Annotated in this window: 16 protein-coding genes and 1 pseudogene; 9 read left to right on the top strand and 8 right to left on the bottom strand. The window is 72.3% G+C overall.

Annotated features, from left to right (window positions below; translation table 11 throughout):
* Positions 1-13 precede the first annotated feature (13 nt).
* A complete protein-coding gene (locus ADK36_RS08290; RefSeq protein ID WP_053196873.1) occupies positions 14-1,519 on the bottom strand; it encodes an IucA/IucC family protein in 1,506 nt (501 codons plus the stop codon).
* Positions 1,520-1,658: 139 nt separating this feature from the next.
* On the opposite strand from ADK36_RS08290, the gene ADK36_RS08285 reads away from it, so the two are divergent.
* Positions 1,659-3,164 carry an IucA/IucC family protein gene (locus tag ADK36_RS08285; protein ID WP_053196871.1) on the top strand — a complete coding sequence of 502 codons (1,506 nt, stop codon included), beginning with the start codon at positions 1,659-1,661 and terminating at the stop codon, positions 3,162-3,164.
* Between the two features lie 19 nt (positions 3,165-3,183).
* On the opposite strand, the gene ADK36_RS08280 is transcribed toward ADK36_RS08285, so the two are convergent.
* Positions 3,184-4,515 carry a glycosyltransferase family 39 protein gene (locus tag ADK36_RS08280; RefSeq protein WP_048582787.1) on the bottom strand — a complete coding sequence of 444 codons (1,332 nt, stop codon included), beginning with the start codon at positions 4,513-4,515 and terminating at the stop codon, positions 3,184-3,186.
* 65 nt (positions 4,516-4,580) lie between these two features.
* On the opposite strand from ADK36_RS08280, the gene ADK36_RS08275 reads away from it, so the two are divergent.
* A complete protein-coding gene (locus ADK36_RS08275; RefSeq protein WP_078916333.1) occupies positions 4,581-5,855 on the top strand; it encodes a molybdopterin-dependent oxidoreductase in 1,275 nt (424 codons plus the stop codon).
* Between the two features lie 316 nt (positions 5,856-6,171).
* Here the strand turns inward: ADK36_RS08275 and ADK36_RS08270 are convergent, their stop codons facing one another.
* Genes ADK36_RS08270 through ADK36_RS08260 form a run of 3 tightly spaced genes read right to left on the bottom strand, consistent with a single transcriptional unit; the run spans position 6,172 to position 8,233 of the window.
* Positions 6,172-6,924 carry a class I SAM-dependent methyltransferase gene (locus ADK36_RS08270; protein ID WP_053196869.1) on the bottom strand — a complete coding sequence of 251 codons (753 nt, stop codon included), beginning with the start codon at positions 6,922-6,924 and terminating at the stop codon, positions 6,172-6,174.
* Positions 6,921-7,538, bottom strand: coding sequence for a TIGR04282 family arsenosugar biosynthesis glycosyltransferase (locus ADK36_RS08265; RefSeq protein WP_048582784.1), 618 nt, complete (start codon positions 7,536-7,538; stop codon positions 6,921-6,923). The genes ADK36_RS08270 and ADK36_RS08265 overlap by 4 nt, the downstream gene beginning before the upstream one ends.
* On the bottom strand, positions 7,535-8,233 hold the full coding sequence (locus tag ADK36_RS08260) for a glycosyltransferase family 2 protein (protein ID WP_048582783.1): 699 nt from the start codon (positions 8,231-8,233) through the stop codon (positions 7,535-7,537). The genes ADK36_RS08265 and ADK36_RS08260 overlap by 4 nt, the downstream gene beginning before the upstream one ends.
* Before the next feature lie 114 nt (positions 8,234-8,347).
* Between ADK36_RS08260 and ADK36_RS08255 the strand changes: the two genes are divergently transcribed.
* Positions 8,348-9,073 carry a response regulator transcription factor gene (locus ADK36_RS08255; RefSeq protein WP_048582782.1) on the top strand — a complete coding sequence of 242 codons (726 nt, stop codon included), beginning with the start codon at positions 8,348-8,350 and terminating at the stop codon, positions 9,071-9,073.
* 2 nt (positions 9,074-9,075) lie between these two features.
* The gene (locus tag ADK36_RS08250) at positions 9,076-10,188 is read left to right on the top strand and encodes a sensor histidine kinase (RefSeq protein ID WP_048582781.1); all 1,113 of its coding nucleotides are present in this window, start codon (positions 9,076-9,078) and stop codon (positions 10,186-10,188) included.
* Between the two features lie 2 nt (positions 10,189-10,190).
* Here ADK36_RS08250 and ADK36_RS08245 read toward each other — a convergent pair whose 3' ends face one another.
* Positions 10,191-11,177, bottom strand: coding sequence for an NAD-dependent epimerase/dehydratase family protein (locus ADK36_RS08245; RefSeq protein WP_048582780.1), 987 nt, complete (start codon positions 11,175-11,177; stop codon positions 10,191-10,193).
* Positions 11,178-11,586: 409 nt separating this feature from the next.
* On the opposite strand from ADK36_RS08245, the gene ADK36_RS08240 reads away from it, so the two are divergent.
* Both ADK36_RS08240 and ADK36_RS45970 read left to right on the top strand, forming a co-directional pair.
* Entirely contained in the window at positions 11,587-12,651 is a 1,065-nt protein-coding gene (locus ADK36_RS08240; protein WP_048582869.1) for a TerC family protein, read from the top strand.
* Between the two features lie 52 nt (positions 12,652-12,703).
* Positions 12,704-12,904 carry a hypothetical protein gene (locus tag ADK36_RS45970; protein WP_078916332.1) on the top strand — a complete coding sequence of 67 codons (201 nt, stop codon included), beginning with the start codon at positions 12,704-12,706 and terminating at the stop codon, positions 12,902-12,904.
* Between the two features lie 324 nt (positions 12,905-13,228).
* Here ADK36_RS45970 and ADK36_RS45965 read toward each other — a convergent pair.
* Positions 13,229-13,501 (bottom strand): annotated as a pseudogene (locus ADK36_RS45965) (Rieske 2Fe-2S domain-containing protein); the annotation flags it as partial.
* Between the two features lie 244 nt (positions 13,502-13,745).
* Here ADK36_RS45965 and ADK36_RS08235 point away from each other — a divergent pair.
* The 3 genes from ADK36_RS08235 (at position 13,746) to ADK36_RS08225 (ending at position 15,273) form a co-directional block, all read left to right on the top strand.
* Entirely contained in the window at positions 13,746-13,955 is a 210-nt protein-coding gene (locus ADK36_RS08235) for an integrase (protein WP_234329717.1), read from the top strand.
* Between the two features lie 116 nt (positions 13,956-14,071).
* Positions 14,072-14,977 carry a HipA family kinase gene (locus tag ADK36_RS08230; protein WP_048582779.1) on the top strand — a complete coding sequence of 302 codons (906 nt, stop codon included), beginning with the start codon at positions 14,072-14,074 and terminating at the stop codon, positions 14,975-14,977.
* Positions 14,974-15,273 carry a SelT/SelW/SelH family protein gene (locus tag ADK36_RS08225; protein WP_048582778.1) on the top strand — a complete coding sequence of 100 codons (300 nt, stop codon included), beginning with the start codon at positions 14,974-14,976 and terminating at the stop codon, positions 15,271-15,273. Before ADK36_RS08230 ends, ADK36_RS08225 begins: the two co-directional genes overlap by 4 nt.
* A gap of 21 nt (positions 15,274-15,294) precedes the next feature.
* Here ADK36_RS08225 and aceB read toward each other — a convergent pair whose 3' ends face one another.
* Entirely contained in the window at positions 15,295-16,917 is a 1,623-nt protein-coding gene (aceB, locus tag ADK36_RS08220; RefSeq protein WP_048582777.1) for a malate synthase A, read from the bottom strand.
* Positions 16,918-17,026: the final 109 nt, after the last annotated feature.

Genomic DNA, 17,026 nt, shown 5'->3' with positions numbered 1-17,026 from the left:
CCGGTCAGAACACCTACGTGACCAGCGGATTGGGCAGCTCCGCCCACTGGTCCCCGGGCGTCCCCGGCGACAGCCGCATCAGCGTCAACGCCTTCGTGGGCAGCTGCTTCCCGCGCAGCGCGGCCAGATCCACGGTCTGAGGCAGATCCCGTACGACCGCCCCCAGCGCCCCGCGCAACGCCGCGCCCGACCCCGCCGTGCCCGCCAGCGCCCCGGCCACCAGTGACCCGAACAGTTTGCGGCGCAGCGTCGGCACGTCGTCCGTGACGATCCGGCCGGTCAGTTCCGGCACCGGAATCCCGTGCCGGGTCAGCCGGGCCGGGCTGACGCGGATGTCGGCGAGGTCGCGGTAGACCAGGCGCACCGGGGCGCCGTCGGCGGACAGCACCACGAGCAGGTTCTGGCCGTGTGCCTCCAGCGCCACCCCCAGCTCCAGCAGCCGCAGCCCCACGGTGAGCGCGAGACGCGTGAAGTCGGCCAGCCACGCGGGGGATTCGGGCAGCGCGGTGGTGGCGAGCGCGGCCACCGGCACGACCCGCTCGCCGGGCCCCGCGTACTCGCGCGGCGACTGACGCACCACCGCCGCCAGATCCGGCGAGTGGGCGGTGGCGGCCCCCAGGGTGCGGGTGACGTGCAGCAGCCCGTCCGTGCGTGCGGCGAGCGTCTCCGCGAAGTCGGACAGGGTGGCGGACAGGGTGATCGAGTACACCGAGATGTCCCGTACCGAGGACGTCAGCCGGGCGCTCAGCGCGGTCTTGACGTGCGGTCCGTCGGACAGGGCGAGCGTGCGCAGGGACATCAGCGGATGCGCGGCGATGCCGTCGCCGGAGGGATCGCAGGGGCGCTTGAGCACATGCTCGGCCTGCCACGGATGCACCGGGACCAGCAGCCGTCCCCCGTCCCGCATGTCCTGCGGCCACCCACCCGTCACCAGGCTCTCGTCCGCCCGCACCGGCACCAGCCCCAACCTCACGACCGGCCGGTGCTCCGGCCCGTACGCGAACTGCTCGGCGACCGAGAAGCCGGGCCGGGAACGGCAGTTGGGGTGAAACGGATGGCCGTCGACCACCCGCTGCTCCCACTCCCAGTCCTGCCCGGGCCACTCCTTCGAGTGGGCGTCCTGTCCCGCCCGTGACAGCGCCAACGAAGCGACACTGTGGCCGACTTCGGTGGCGAACGCGGTGCCGTGCGGTACGGAGAGGTCGGTCAGCAGCCGGACCGGGTCGTCGTACGACGTCCGGTCGAGCCGTACGGCGGTGACGTACGCGGCGGTGGCGTACGGGTCCGCGTGCGGTCCGTGCAGTCGGCGGCCGTCCGAAAGACGCAGGGTGAGGCCCTCCCGGCCGGGCTCACGTCGGGCGACCCAAGGGAGGGGCTCGTACGCGAGGGCACGCCACAGCCGGGTCAGTACGGCCGCTCGTGCGGCGGGGAGCCCGGCGGCGTACCGCGACGCGAGTTCGGGGCGTACGTCGGCCAGTTCGGCGGCCACCTCGGCCTCGGCGCTGGGGGGACGGTGCACGGGCGGGCTCCTCGGGTACGAGTAGGACGTCGGGCCAGGCGCCGACGACAGACATACTGATCGTCTTCCCGCCTGAACGGACCGCAGTGACCTCCTGAACGGGCCATAGTGACCGTCCTGAACGGACCGTAGAGAACGAGTGGATCGCGTGCACCTCAACCCTCCACCCGCCGCCGACGTCGCGGAACGCGCCGACGTCCACGCGGTCGCGCCCCTGCTGAACTGCCTGCTGCGCGAGGTGGCCGAACCACACGGAGAGTCCGGCGGACGGCGCGTGTACCGGCTGCCCGGCTCGGACCGCCTGCTGCGGGTCCTCGGTGAACGGCGGCCCGCCGAGCCCGAGGTGCGCACGGACGGCACCTGGCGGCGCATCGGGCACACCGAGCTCGTCAAGCTCGTGGCCGACGAACTGCGCCGCCACACCGGACTGTCCAACCACGAACTGCCCGCCGAGATGATCGACAGCCGGGACGCCGTGGCCGCGTTGCTCACGGCACGCGCGCGTGCGACGCCGCCCGACGACCTCTACCTCCGCTCCGAGCAGTGCCTCCTCACCGGCCACCCCCACCACCCCGCCCCCAAGGCGCGGGGCGGCGGCCCGGTCGCGGCCTGGCTGCCGTACGCCCCCGAGGCGCACGCCCGCTTCCCGCTGACGCTGCTCGGCCTGCGCGAGGACGTGGTCGTCGAGGAGGGCGACACCTCCGCCCTGGACGCTCTCGGCGAGGCCCCGCCCGGCTACCGGCTGCTGCCCGCGCACCCCTGGCAGCTCGACCTGGTCGGCCCGGACCTCGCGGAGGCGTTCGCGGACGGCAGGCTCGTGCGGCTGGGCACGACCGGGTTCGACGCCTGGCCGACGGCCGCGATCCGCACGCTGTACGCCCCCGAGCGCGATCTCTTCCTGAAGTTCAGCCTCGACGTGCGCATCACCAACGACATCCGCCGGCTGTGGCGCCACGACCTGCTCAAGCTCCGCCCCACCGACACGGCGGCGGCCACCGCGCTCGGCGCGTGCGACGGCCCCGCCGCCTGGCTCGGCGACCGCGGCTACCGCACCGCCGGCTTCGCCTTCGAGGAACTCGCGGTCCTGGTCCGCGACGGCCTGCGGGGCGGCCTGCTGCCCGGCGCGACGCCCCTGCTCGCCGCCGGGCTCGTCGAGGGCTTCGAGGGCAGCCCGCTCGCCGACGCCGTGGACCCGGCGGCGTGGTGGGAGGCGTACCTGGCCCAGGTGGTCCCGCCCGCCCTCGCGGCCTTCGCCGAGCACGGCGTCGTACTCGAAGCGCATCTGCAGAACACGCTGGTCGCCGTCGACACCGACGGCATCCCCGTGCAGGCCCTCTTCCGGGACGCCGAGGGCGTGAAGCTGCTGCCGGACGTGTCACGGGCGGCGGGCTGGGAGCGGCTGGTGTACTGCCTGGTCGTCAACCACCTCGTCGAGATCGCCGGCGCCCTCGTCGAACGCCGTCCGACCCTGGACCCCTGGCCCGCCGTCCGCCGCGAACTGGCCCGCCACGACCTCCCCGAGATCCCGGACCTGCTCTCCGCCCCCACCCTCCCCGGCAAGACCAACCTGCTGCTGCGCTGGACGGGCGCGGACGGCGCCGACGCCCGCTACCTGCCTCTTCCGAACCCGCTGGCCGGTGCATGACCGGTAGGTCGCCACTCGCTCACCATCCGGTGCGCAGCACATGGTTGAGCAGCAGCGCGAGTAGCGCCTGAGCGGCAAGCCAGGCGCGGGGCCGGGTGAGGAACGCGCAGGCAGGCAGCAGCCACACCGCGAAGGGGAGCCAGATGCGTTCCGTCTCGGCCTTGCTCATGCCGGACAGGTCGGCGATCAGGAGGGCGAGGAGAGCGGCGGACACGAGAAGGGCGAGGCCGACCCGGTCGGGGTGTTCGGTGCGCCGCCGGACCAGCACCGCCCCCGTTCGCCGCAGCCCCGGCGCCGTGGCCAGGCCCGTGATCAGGACCGCGCAGGCGAGGTTCGCCCACACCCAGTAGCCGTAGGGGCGGATGCCGCCCACGCCCTGGTGGTAGCGCGTGACCAGGAGGCGGTACGCCTCCCACCAGTCGAACCCGGCGAGGGTGAAGGCCGCCGGCACCACGGCCAGGCCGGCGAGCAGCGGCACGAGCAGCACGGGCCGTTCCCGGACGCGCCGTCGGCCGAGCAGCAGTACCGCCGCGCCGATCAGCGCGACGAGTGTGAGGCCGTACGAGAGGTAGCAGGTGAGCCCGAAGAGGAGCCCGGCCGCTGCCGCCCACCCCCATGACCGTCCGCTGACCGCGAGTGCCAGCAGCGCCACGGCCCACGCCGCGACCGCCGCGAAGTACGCGTCGGCCGACGTGCCCATCCACACCGCGGCCGGGGCCAGGACCAGGAAGGGCGCCGCTCGGCGGGCGAGGCTCTCACCGGCCAGTGCCCGCACCGCGACCAGCACAGCCACGCATGCCGTGGCGCCGACGGCGATGCACCACACCCCGGCCCAGCCCCCGCCCCGCAGGCCGATCCGGTCGAGGAGGACGAAGGTCAGCGTCGCGCCCGGCGGGTGTCCGGCGACATGGGCGGGCCAGTTGTCGGGGGAGTCGATGAGGATGTGGTGGGTGAAGTCCCGCAGGGTGGCCGGGATGTCGTCGAAGCGGTCGACGACCCGGAGGTATTCGTGCGGGGTGGTGAGCCGGCCGGCGATGCCCCGCTGCCAGCCGTCGATCAGGGCGAGGGAGACGGTCCACGCCGTTGCCGTCGCCCATGCCGTCGCGAGCAGGGCCCGCCAGGGCAGTCGGGCGGCGAGGGCGGGCCCGTACGCCACCCCGGCCGCCGCCACGAGGACGGCGGCCGGGGTGCCGGGGCCGACGTGTGGGCTCCAAGTACCAAGTAGCGGAGGCCAGTTGACGAACAGGGTGTGGTGGGAGTGCTGGATGTGCCGGCCGACCAGTACGGCCGCCGTGACGAGGAGGGCGGCGGCCAGGACGGCGTACAGATCGCGGAGGAGGGGGCGGGTCACATCCGCACGCTAGGCCGGGCCGTGGGGGAAGTACCTCCGTCCGGGCCGGATGTCAGCGTTTCGTCATGGGTCGCGGGGCCGTTTCGGGGGTGTGCCGGACCTACGGTCGAGCCATGACACGGTCTCCTTCCTCGCCGGGCTTCTGGCGCAGTCCCCTGCGCGGCGCTTGGCTGACCTCGGCGCTGGGGGTCGTCCTGCTCGGCGGGATCACAGTGTTGTTCGTGACGGGACTGGTGTCCTACGCCGCCTACAACCCGAACCTGTCGCCGGTGAACGACAAGACCCCGGACAAGGGGATCCTGGGCTTCTACCTGTTCCCCTGGCCGACCGACCCGCACTGGCTGTACCGGCTGAACCAGGGTCTTCACGTCACGCTGGGCATCACGCTGATCCCCGTGCTGCTGGCCAAGCTGTGGTCGGTGATCCCGAGGCTGTTCGCGCTGCCCCCGGCCCGCTCGCTCGCGCACGCCCTGGAGCGGATCTCGCTGCTGTTGCTGGTCGGCGGCGCGCTGTTCGAGTTCGTGACGGGCGTGCTCAACATCCAGCTGGACTACGTCTTCCCGGGGTCTTTCTACACCCTGCACTTCTACGGGGCATGGGTGTTCTTCGCCGCGTTCGTCGCCCACGCAGTACTGAAGACTCCCGCGGCTCTACGGAACCTGCGCCGGTTGCGTGACGAGGAACCGTCCGACCTGGTCTCCCCGCGCCCGGATCCGCCGACCGTCTCCCGGCGGGGTGCCCTGTGGTTCGTCGGGGGCGGCTCGCTGCTGCTGTTCGCGACCACGGCCGGGCAGAGCTTCGACGGGCTGCTGCGGCGCACCGCCCTGCTGGCCCCGCACGGCGGAGCCGACCCGGGTGGCGGCCCGAGCGGCTTCCAGATCAACAAGACGGCCGCATACGCCGGAATCCACGCGGCGGAGACGGCCGAGGACGCCTGGCGCCTCGTCGTGACCGGACGCACCGGCACCGTTCGCCTGAGCCGTGCCCAGCTGGCCCGACTCCCCCTGCACAGCGCGGCGTTGCCCATCGCCTGTGTCGAGGGCTGGTCGACGTCCGACCAGTGGTGGCGCGGGGTGCGGCTGCGCGACCTCGCCGCGCTCGTCGGGTACGACGACGATCCGCCGGACGTGCTCGTCGAGTCCCTCCAGCGGCGCGGCGCCTTCCGCCGTGCCGCGCTGCGGGCCAACCAGGTCGCCGACCCGCGCTCCCTGCTCGCCCTGTACGTCAACGGCGAGGACCTGTCCCCCGACCACGGCTTCCCGGCGCGGATCATCGTGCCCGCGGCGCCCGGCGTGCTCAACACCAAGTGGGTGGCCCGTATGACCTTCGGAGACCTCTGATGCGCCGACCGCTGATCCCTGTCGGAAGTCCGTTCCAGCTTCTGCTGCTCGCCGCCTCGTTCGCCCTCGCCGGCTACGCCGGGGTTCGCCTCCTCGCCGACGACTGGTTCGGGGTGGCGGTGTGGTTCGTGGGGGCGGCGCTGTTGCACGACCTCGTCCTGCTGCCGCTGTACGCGGCGGCGGACCGGGCCGTCGTAAGGGGGCTCGGCGCGGCAGGGCACAGGGAGTGGGTGCGGTACGTCCGTGTCCCGGCGGCGCTGTCCGGCCTGCTCCTGCTGGTGTGGTTCCCGTTGATCAGCGGAATGGTGGACCGGCGCTACCGCCTGGGCACGGGACTGTCCCCGGACGGCTTCCTCGCCCGCTGGCTGCTGATCACCGCCGTGCTCTTCGGCGCCTCGGCCCTGTTGCTGGCGCTGCGGCTGCGCAGGGCGACGAAGCAGCGCCCCCCGGCCGTCCACTGACCGACAGCCCGCCATCCGGCGCCGCGCGCGTGCCGCAGCAAGGCCGAGGTGCCGAGCCGCGCCCAGGGGAACGCACCGTCCGGTCCGCATCCGTGGACGACGTCGACGACCTGCACCTCGACACGCTCGTCGATGTCCACCGGCGCGGTCTCGGCGATCAACAGACCGCCGGGGGAGAGGAGTCCGGCCACCCGGTCCAGCAGGGCGCGCGGATCGCCGCCGATGCCGACGTTGCCGTCCATGAGCAGGACGGTGCCCCAGCGGCCCTCGCCGGGCAGGGAGTCGAAGACGGAGCGCCGCAACGCCTGGCCCCCGAGCCGTACGGCGTGGTGGACGGCGGTCTCGCTGACGTCGATACCGAGGGCGGTCCGGCCACGCGCGGCGAGTTCCGCGACGAGCCGCCCGGGTCCGCAGCCGACGTCCAGCACGGCGCCCTCGCACCGGTCCAGTACGTCCAGGTCGACCGGGTCGGCGTGCGCGCACCAGCGCTCGACGTCGAGTGGCAGCAGCCAGCCGTCGGCGCGCCGCAGGAACAGCGGGCCACGACCGGCGCGCAGGGCGGTGGCGTACGGGTCGGCAACGGCCCAGGCGGAAGGCGTCGTGGTCATGGGCGCGTCACCGCCCGGCACCGGGCCAGCCGTGCCGCGAACTTTCCCTGCGGGGCGAGCGCGGCGACCGCGTGGGCGTCGGCGGCCGTGTCGACGTCCCGCAGCCGGGGCAGATCCCGCACACGCAACCCCGCGCGCACCAGCCGCTCCCGCTGTACCGCGCCGGTGACCGGCGTCGACATGGGCACGCCCCGGAGCAGGGCGGGATCGGGCTCGGCCAGCCCGAGGGCCCAGAAGCCGCCGTCCTCGGCCGGACCGAAGTACGCGTCGCCGTCCGCGAAGTCGACGTCGAGCAGCTCCGGCGTCACCTGCGGGGTGTCCATGCCGATCAGCAGGGCGGGGCCGTCGCATCCGGCGAAGGCGGCCGCGAGCCGTTCGTCCAGGCCGCCCGCGCACTGCCGTACGACGTCGAAACCGGGCGGGAGCCAGGGGCCCGGAGCGCCGTCCAGTACGAGGAGGCGGCGGGAGGCGGGCGTGGCCGCCACGGCGCGCAGGGTGTCGGCGAGCGCGGCCTCCGCGAGCGCCGCCGCTTCCGACGGCGTGAACGGCGGGGTGAGCCGGGTCTTGACCCGGCCCGGCACGGGCTCCTTGGCGATGACGAGGAGGGTGGTCACCGGGCCGCCCCCTCGCCGACGGGTGCTTCGTTCAGCACCCGGCTCATGTCCCGTACCGCCTGCCAGGTGCCGCGCCAGGTGCCCGTCACCTTCGAGGCGCCGGTGCGGGGCAGGTAGGGCACGTCGTGCTCGGTGATGCGCCAGCCCGCGTCGGCGGCGCGCACCACCATCTGGAGCGGGTAGCCGCTGCGCCGGTCGGTGAGCCCGAGGGCGAGCAAGGGCTCGCGGCGGGCCGCGCGCAGCGGTCCGAGGTCGTGCAGGCGCAGACCGGTGCGGCGGCGCAGCAGCCGGGCGAGCGCGAGGTTGCCGGCCCTGGCGTGGGCCGGCCATGCGCCGCGGGCCTGCGGTCGTCTGCGGCCGAGCACCAGGTCGGCCGCGTCGGAGCGGACCTCGCGAACGAAGGGTTCCAGCCGGCCCGGGTCGAGGGAGGCGTCGCAGTCACAGAAGCACACGAACTCGGCGGTGGCCGCGGTCAGCCCCGCGTGGCAGGCCGCGCCGAAACCCCGCCTGGGCTCGTGCACGACGGTCGCCCCGAGCGATCGGGCGACATCCGCCGAACCGTCCGTGGAGCCGTTGTCCACGACCAGGGCCCGCCAGCCGGCCGGAATCCGAGCCAGCACCCAGGGAAGGGCCTCGGCCTCGTTCAGGCAGGGGAGCACGACATCTACATCCGCGTCGGTGGTCACGGCTCTCACCCTACGAACGGGAATCGGGCATATCGGTCCTTCGCTCCTTACGAAACGCGGACGTCGGAGCGCCGGGAGCCGACGGAGGCCGCACGGGGGCGGGCCCGGTGCGAGGCTGGGGGCATGCAGCAGTCGAACAGAGCGGGTGGAGCGGGCGCCCGCGGCCGGGTCCTGGTCGTCGACGACGACCCCACGGTCGCGGAGGTCGTCGCCGGCTACCTGGACCGGGCCGGATATGTCGTCGACCGGGCCGACGACGGTCCGGGGGCTCTCACCCGGGCCGCCGCACACTGGCCGGACCTGGTGGTGCTGGACCTGATGCTGCCCGGCATGGACGGTCTGGAGGTGTGCCGGAGGATGCGCGGCCACGGACCCGTGCCCGTCATCATGCTCACCGCGCGAGGCGACGAGGACGACCGCATCCTCGGCCTGGAGGTCGGCGCCGACGACTACGTCACCAAGCCGTTCAGCCCGCGCGAACTCGTCCTCAGGGTGGAGTCGGTGCTGCGCCGCGCACGGCCCGAAGCGGGTACGCGGATGCTGAGCGCGGCCGGTCTGACCGTCGACCCCGCCGCCCGCCGCGCCACCAAGAACGGCACCGAACTCGCCCTCACCATCCGGGAGTTCGACCTCCTCGCCTTCTTCCTGCGCAATCAGGGACGGGCGTACGGCCGCGAGGACCTGATGCGCGAGGTGTGGGGCTGGGACTTCGGCGACCTGTCCACCGTCACCGTCCACGTCCGCCGGCTGCGCGGCAAGGTCGAGGACGACCCGGCCCGGCCGCGGCTCATCCAGACAGTGTGGGGCGTGGGCTACCGCTTCGAAACCGACGCCGGGGAGGAGGACTGACCGTGCGCGACACCCTCCTCATCGCCCTGTACGCCTTCGCCGGTGCCGCCGCCACCGGCCTGGCCGGAGCCGGTGCGCTGCGCCTGCTGCGGCGCCGCTCGCTCACCGCATCGCTCACCGTGGTCGCCGCGGTCGGCGTGGTCGGAGTGCTCGCGGGCACCCTAGCCGTCGCCTGGGCGATGTTCCTGTCGCCGCACGACCTCACCGTCGTGACGACCGTGGTGGCGATGGCGGCCGTGGTCTCGCTCGCCACCGCGCTGCTGCTGGGCCGCTGGGTCGTCGCCCGCAGCCACGAACTTGCCCTCGCCGCCCGCTCGTTCGGCGACGGCGGCGACTTCTCCGCGCCCGACGGCCCGGCCACCGCCGAGCTGGAGTCGCTCAGCCGGGAGCTGGCGGCCACCAGCGCGAAGCTCGCCGAATCCCGCGACCGTGAACGCGCGTTGGAGACCTCCCGACGCGAACTGGTCGCCTGGATCTCCCACGACCTGCGCACCCCGCTGGCCGGCCTGCGCGCCATGTCCGAGGCGCTGGAGGACGGGGTCGCCGCCGACCCCGACCGCTATCTGAGGCAGATCCGCACCGAGGTCGAACGCCTCAACGACATGGTCGGCGACCTCTTCGAACTCTCCCGCATCCACGCCGGAACCCTGCCCCTCAACCCCGCCAGGATCTCCCTGTACGACCTGGTCGGCGACGCCCTCGCGGGCGCGGACCCGCTCGCCCGCGAGCACGGCGTACGACTGGTCGGCGACGACGTGGACGCCGTCCCGGTCGAGGTCGACGGCAAGGAGATGAGCCGCGTCCTGGGCAACCTCCTGGTCAACGCCATCCGCCGCACCCCGGCCGACGGCACGGTCGCGGTTGCCGCCGAGCGCTCGCCCGACGGCGTGGTCGTGTCCGTGACCGACGGCTGCGGCGGCATCCCCGAGGAGGACCTGCCGCGGGTCTTCGACACCGGCTGGCGAGGCACGCACGCCCGTACGCCCCCGGCGGGCGCGGGGCTCGGCCTCGCCATCGTGCGGGGCATCGTGGAGGCCCACCACGGGCGGGCCACCGTACGCAACATTCCCGGCGGCTGCCGCTTCGAGGTGATCCTGCCCACGGCCCGGGCGTGAGGTCACTCCTCGGCGAACTCCCGCATGCCCTCCTCGAACCCGACCTGGGGCCGCCAGCCGAACTCGGCCCGCAGCCGGGCCGAGTCCGCGGTGATGTGCCGGACGTCTCCCAGCCGGTACTCGCCGGTGACGACGGGCTCGGGACCCCCGCAGGCCGCGGCCAGCGCACGGGCCATCTCGCCCACGGTGTGCGGCTCACCGCTGCCGGTGTTGTACGCCGTCAGCACCCCGTCCGACGTCCCGGCCTCCAGCGCGGCCACGTTGGCGGCGGCCACGTCCCGCACATGCACGAAGTCCCGGCGCTGACGGCCGTCCTCGAAGACGCGCGGAGCCTCGCCCCGGGCGAGCGCGGACCGGAAGAAGGACGCGACACCGGCGTACGGGGTGTCGCGGGGCATGTGGGGCCCGTACACGTTGTGGTAGCGCAGCGACACCGCCGAGCCGCCCGTCGACCGGGCCCAGGCGGCGGCCAGGTGCTCCTGTGCGAGCTTGGTCGTCGCGTACACGTTCCGTGGATCGGCGGGGGCGTCCTCCCCGACCAGCCCGGGGGACAGCTCCTGCCCGCACACCGGGCACGCCGGCTCGAACCGGCCGGCCTCCAGGTCGCGGGCGGCCCGCGGCCCCGGCCGCACCACCCCGTGCCGCCCGCACGTGTACCGCCCCTCCCCGTACACGACCATCGACCCGGCCAGCACAAGACACCGAACGCCCGCCTCCGCCATCGCGGCGAGCAGCACGGCGGTGCCCAGGTCGTTGTGCGAGACGTACTCCGCCGCGTCGGCGACCCCGTTGCCGAGCCCGACCATCGCCGCCTGGTGGCACACGGCGTCGACACCGGCCAGCGCGCGGGCGACCGCCGCCGGGTCCCGCACATCGGCGCCGGGGTCCGCCCGGACGTCGTACACGACCGGCTCGTGCCCGTGGGCCGTGAGCGCCTCGACGACATGGGACCCGATGAATCCGGCACCGCCGGTGACCAGTACACGCATACGGCCACGCTAGATCCGCGACGGCGCCGGGCCCCTGTGGCCCGCCCGGTACGTCATCACTCCGTAAGACCGTCAGGGCGTGGTTGCTGGATCGGACCCCTGCGCTGCGGGGGTCCTCGCCCCGGCGTCGTGTAGGCCGACGACCTGGGTACGACGCGTAGGGTGCCTCTTTTGGATCACCGCGGCGTCATCGTCATCCGGTCAGCAAGGCGAGCCGAACGGAACGGCCCAGTAGCGGCAGCCCGAGCCCGGGGCGACTTCGGCAGGGCCAAGGGGCTCGGGTCGCGGGGGAACGTCGGGCTCCCGGTCGCCGTGCTGAACGTCCTGGGTCGCTCAGTGCGGTGAGATGCCGGAGACTTCTCTGTAAGGGTCTGCGGATTCGGCGTGGGACGCGGAGAGGGTGACGGGTGTGCCTGAGGCCCCGCTCTGGCTGTGGGGAGCGTTCGCCGCGACCGTGGTGGTGTCGCTGGCGGTCGACTTGCTGGCCCACCGCACCGCGCACGTCATCGGCTTCAAGGAGGCCGCTGCCTGGAGCGGCTTGTGGGTGGGTCTCGCTCTGGTTTTCGCCTTTGTCGTCTTCCTCGTTCTCGGCACGACGGCCGGCACCGAGTACACCACCGCGTGGCTGCTGGAGAAGAGTCTGTCGGTGGACAACCTCTTCGTCTTCGCGGTGATCTTCGCCTACTTCAAGGTGCCCCGCGCCTACCAGCACCGGGTCCTGTTCTTCGGCGTGATGGGCGCCCTGGTCTTCCGCGGGATCTTCCTCTCCCTCGGTGTCGCCGTCGTCAGCCGCTTCACCGCGGTGCTGTTCGCCTTCGCCGCGATCCTCTTCTACAGCACCTACAAACTCCTCAAGGGCGACGAGGAGACCTTCGACCCGGGCAAGAGCCTCGCCCTGCGCCTGCTCCGCAAGTTCGTCCCCGTCCGGGACGAGTACGCAGGCATGAAGTTCTTCGTCAAGGAGGCCGGCAAGCGCGTGGCCACCCCACTCCTGGCGGTGGTGGCGGCGATCGAGGCAGCCGACCTGATCTTCGCTGTCGACAGCGTGCCCGCTGTCCTGGCCGTCAGCGACGACGCATTCATCGTCTACACCAGCAACGCGTTCGCCATCCTGGGCCTGCGCGCCCTGTACTTCATGCTGGCGGGCTTGCTGGACCGCTTCCACTACCTGAACAGGGGCCTCGCGATCATCCTGGCCTTCATCGGCCTTAAGCTCATCCTCCAGGCGTCGCACAAGATGATCAGCCACGACATCCCGGAAATCCCCTCGCCGGTCAGCCTCGCGGTCATCGTCGTCGTCCTGGCCGCATCTGTCGTACTCAGCCTGCGGCGCCCCGCCCCGCTTCCTCCCGTCCCCCAGGAGGAGAAGCCGGCCCCGCTGCCGGATACGGCGGCCAGTGGGCCGCGACCCGACGGCGATCCACAGGCCGGGTCAGAACGGCGGGGCGATCCCCCCGGCCGTGCCACACCGTGACGAAATTGGGCAGACAGCTCCTTTTTAACGCAAAGCAGCCTATTGTTAAAGAATGAGTAAAACCGAGCATGAGACGAGCCCACGACGGACGCTTGCCTGCCCGGTCTGCAAGCGCAGCGTGGACATGATCATCAAAGGGCGGCACAAGACCCTCGGGATCTTCGTGCCCGTGTGGGGCCCCGGCCCCTGCCACAACCCCGACTGCTCCGCGTGTCTGGCCGCGCCAGAACACAAGATCCCTCAGAAGCACTGACTTCACACCCAGGGCCGACTCATGGACTGATGCACGGCCGCACGGCAGAAGCGCACACGCGTGGCGGGCGCAGACCGCGACGCCCATCCCCAGGCCCTGGGTTCTGTGTGATGTCGGCGTCATCGACCACCACTCGCGAGGCTGCCGAGTCTGTCGTTTCGCCGGTGAATTCGCACAATGAATGGGACTCGCTGGAGCCCATTCACCCGCGCGGAGGCGCTGCGGAGGCGTTCGGGTCATCGGGGGTGGCCGGTCCCGCGGAGTGTTGGCCGGGTGCCGGCGCGTGGCCGCCCTGGGGGATACCGCACACGGCAGCCTGGGGACGGAGAGGCGGCCGTCGCCGCGACAGACCCACGCGTGATAGCCGCAGCGCAGGGTCTGGCCCTCCACGGCCGCCATGCTCAGCGGCAATTGACGCTGGGCACACCGGTCCTCCAGTGCGTGGACGGTACCGCTCTCCCCGTGGTAGAGCGCGATGCGCTCTCCGGCGAAGGCGGTCGCGAACACTCGCTTGCCGCGTACGCTCCTGGACAGTGCGACCGGATACCAGGTCGCGGACGGCACCGGAAGGCGCCGCCTCCCTGGAGCACGCCGGATGAATTGGTGGTACTTGCCGCGGGAGCCGTTCTCGCTGAACAGAAAGCAGCCTCGGGCCGATGGAGTGCGCGAGGATCTACGCCAACGCGCTGTGCGTGTCGGGGCTGACGCTCGTCAGGCTGCGCCGCCGGGCGCGCCGATCTCGTTGAGGAGTGCGGAAGGTGGTCGGGGCGGAAGGGCTGGCCCGCCCGGCGTCCGGGGAACAGCCAGTAGTTCAGCAGGGAAGCGGCTGACTCGGGGAGGGGTGAGGGCGGTTCCGAAGGACGGCTTCCACGTGCTGCGGCACGCCTATGGCTCGATCACGCTCAAGGCGGGAGAGTCCGTAGTGCCCGTGGCGCGGTGGCTTGGGCACTCCTCGCCGGCGATCACCCCCGGTTACTATGCACACTTCATGCCGGAGGCCGGAAGCAAGGGGTGGACGGCCATCGACGGACTGCTGGGGAAGGCAGGGTGATCTGTATGTCAGTCGGAACTCCCCAGATTCTCCCCTGGGCTGATGACGGGCGGTTCCCCCGTGCTCCCGAGGCCGGCCATGGATTGCAAGGTCAATGAAGTGGATGGCCTGAGGAAATGCTGAGAGAGGTTGCCGCAACCCGCTACATCGAGCCCCTGCGCTCCGGCGGCTCCGTCCCCGGCGTCGTCGAGGCCGACGACCTGGGCACCTATGTCGTCAAGTTCACCGGCTCCGCGCAGGGCCGCAAGGCGCTGGTCGCCGAGGTGATCGTCGGGGAGCTGGCCCGCGCTCTCGGGCTGCGCTTCCCCGAGCTGGTCCTGGTCCACTTCGACCCGGCGATCGCGGACGGCGAGCCCCACCAGGAGGTGCGGGACCTGCACGCGTCCAGCGCCGGGGTCAATCTCGGCATGGACTATCTGCCGGGCGCGCGGGACTTCACCCCGGAGGTCGCCAAGGTCTTCCGGGTGGACCCGCTGGAGGCCGGCCGGATCGTCTGGCTGGACGCCCTGACCGCGAACGTCGACCGTACGGTCCACAGCTCCAACCTGATGGTCTGGCCGACGCTCGGCACCGTGCCGCCCCGCCTGTGGCTGATCGACCACGGGGCCGCGCTCGTCTTCCATCACCGCTGGGACGGCTCGGATCCGCAGAAGGCGTACGACTTCCGCCACCACGCCCTCGGCCACTACGGGCCCGACGTGCGCGCCGCCGACGCGGAACTGGCGCCCAAGGTGACGGAGGAACTGCTGCGCGAGATCCTCGCGGAGGTGCCGGACGCCTGGCTCACCGACTTCGACTCGCCCGGCGAGGCACGTGCGGCCTACGTGACCTACCTCCACGCGCGCGTGCGCGCCTCGCGGCAGTGGCTGCCCACGGACTTCCCCAGCCGGGAGGAACTCGCCGCCGAGGAGGCCCTCCGGGCGGCGAGGACACAGCAAGGCCGGCCCAAGTGGCTGCAGCGGGTCCCCGACCTGCACGGCAAGCCGGCCGCGGAACAGGATTGGTCGGTGCACCTGCAATGACGGAGGCTTCTTCGGGCGGGTCGGGCCGGGTCGAGATCGAGTACTGCACCCAGTGCCGCTGGCTGCCCCGCGCGGCCTGGCTGGCACAGGAACTGCTCACGACCTTCGAGGCGGAGCTGACCGAGCTGGCGCTGAAGCCCGGCAAGGGCGGCGTCTTCGTCGTCCGCGTCGACGACGAGGTCGTATGGGACCGCCGTGAGCAGGGTTTCCCCGAGCCCACGGCGGTGAAGAGGGTCGTACGCGACCGAGTGGCCCCGGGAAAGCCCCTGGGCCACTCGGACACACCGGCTTCCTGAGAGCCTGTCGGCTCTGCGGGCTCAGCCCTTGAGCTGCTCGTACGCCGGCAGCGTCAGGAAGTCCGCGTAGTTCTCGTCGAGGGAGACCTCCAGGAGCAGGTCGTGGGCCTGCTGCCAGTGGCCGGCCGCGAAGGCGTCCTCGCCGATCTCGGCGCGGATGTTCGCCAGTTCCTCGGCGGCGACCTTGCGGGCCAGCTCCGGGGTGGCCTTCTCGCCGTTCTCGAACTCGACGCCCGCGTTGATCCACTGCCAGATCTGGGAGCGGGAGATCTCGGCGGTGGCCGCGTCCTCCATGAGGTTGAAGATGGCGACCGCGCCGAGGCCGCGCAGCCAGGCCTCGATGTAGCGGATGCCGACCTGGACGGCGTTGACCAGGCCCGGGTACGTCGGCTTGGCGTCCAGCGAGTCGACGGCGATCAGGTCGGCCGCCTCGACGTGGACGTCCTCGCGGAGGCGGTCCTTCTGGTTCGGCTTGTCGCCGAGGACCTTGTCGAAGGACTCCATGGCGATCGGGACCAGGTCGGGGTGGGCGACCCAGGAGCCGTCGAAGCCGTCGTTCGCCTCGCGGTCCTTGTCGGCGCGGACCTTCTCGAAGGCCACCTTGTTGACCTCGGCGTCGCGGCGGGACGGGATGAAGGCCGCCATGCCGCCGATCGCGTGCGCTCCGCGCTTGTGGCAGGTGCGGACGAGGAGTTCGGTGTACGCGCGCATGAACGGGGCCGTCATCGTCACCGCGTTGCGGTCCGGCAGGACGAACTTGGCGCCGCCGTCACGGAAGTTCTTGACGATGGAGAACAGGTAGTCCCAGCGGCCGGCGTTCAACCCGGAGGCGTGGTCGCGGAGTTCGTAGAGGATCTCCTCCATCTCGTACGCCGCCGTGATCGTCTCGATCAGGACGGTCGCCCGGACGGTGCCCTGCGGGATGCCGACGTAGTCCTGCGCGAAGACGAACACGTCGTTCCAGAGGCGGGCCTCCAGGTGCGACTCCGTCTTCGGGAGGTAGAAGTACGGGCCCTTGCCGAGGTCGAGCAGGCGCTGGGCGTTGTGGAAGAAGTACAGGCCGAAGTCGACGAAGGCGCCCGGCACCGGCCGGCCGTCGACCTGGAGGTGACGCTCGTCGAGGTGCCAGCCGCGCGGGCGCATGACGACCGTGGCGAGCTCCTCGTCGGCCTTGAGCGCGTACGACTTGCCGGACTTCGGGTCGGTGAAGTCGATGTTGCGGGTGTAGGCGTCGGCCAGGTTGACCTGACCCAGGACGACGTTCTCCCAGGTCGGCGCCGAGGCGTCCTCGAAGTCCGCGAGCCAGATCTTCGCGCCCGAGTTGAGGGCGTTGATGGTCATCTTGCGGTCGGTGGGGCCGGTGATCTCGACCCGGCGGTCCTGGAGCGCGGGCGGGCACGGGGCCACCCGCCAGGAGTCGTCCGCGCGGATCGCGGCGGTCTCCGGGAGGAAGTCGAGGGTGGAGGTGCGGGCGATCTCGGCGCGGCGCTCCGCACGGCGGGCGAGGAGTTCGTCACGCCGGGGCGTGAACCGGCGGTGCAGCTCGGCCACGAAGGCGAGGGCCGCGTCCGTGAGGACCTCCTCCTGCCGGGGCAGGGGCTCGGCGTCGACGATGGCCAGCGGGGACGGCGCTGGTGCGGACATGAGCTGTCACTTCCTTCAGCGAGCTACGTGGACGAGCTGTCGAGCTTCTGGCACCGGGTGCCAGTCTTCCCGGATACGGCTAGCGGCGCCCGCGGAGCAGGCGGGCGCT

The organism is Streptomyces viridochromogenes (assembly GCF_001270495.1).
GTDB classification, from domain to species: Bacteria; Actinomycetota; Actinomycetes; order Streptomycetales; family Streptomycetaceae; genus Streptomyces; species Streptomyces viridochromogenes_A.
The sequence above is the reverse complement of the archived record's forward strand: the minus strand, read 5'-3'. Positions and strand labels throughout refer to the sequence as shown.

What these genes read in the sequence shown, in the direction of transcription:
- ADK36_RS08275 (WP_078916333.1), top strand. Translation starts at nt 4,581, where the DNA reads ATGGGTCGCGGGGCCGTTTCGGGGGTGTGCCGGACCTACGGTCGAGCC.
- ADK36_RS08270 (WP_053196869.1), bottom strand. Translation starts at nt 6,924, where the DNA reads ATGACCACGACGCCTTCCGCCTGGGCCGTTGCCGACCCGTACGCCACC.
- ADK36_RS08255 (WP_048582782.1), top strand. Translation starts at nt 8,348, where the DNA reads ATGCAGCAGTCGAACAGAGCGGGTGGAGCGGGCGCCCGCGGCCGGGTC.
- ADK36_RS08245 (WP_048582780.1), bottom strand. Translation starts at nt 11,177, where the DNA reads ATGCGTGTACTGGTCACCGGCGGTGCCGGATTCATCGGGTCCCATGTC.
- ADK36_RS45970 (WP_078916332.1), top strand. Translation starts at nt 12,704, where the DNA reads ATGAGTAAAACCGAGCATGAGACGAGCCCACGACGGACGCTTGCCTGC.
- ADK36_RS08230 (WP_048582779.1), top strand. Translation starts at nt 14,072, where the DNA reads ATGCTGAGAGAGGTTGCCGCAACCCGCTACATCGAGCCCCTGCGCTCC.
- ADK36_RS08225 (WP_048582778.1), top strand. Translation starts at nt 14,974, where the DNA reads ATGACGGAGGCTTCTTCGGGCGGGTCGGGCCGGGTCGAGATCGAGTAC.
- aceB (WP_048582777.1), bottom strand. Translation starts at nt 16,917, where the DNA reads ATGTCCGCACCAGCGCCGTCCCCGCTGGCCATCGTCGACGCCGAGCCC.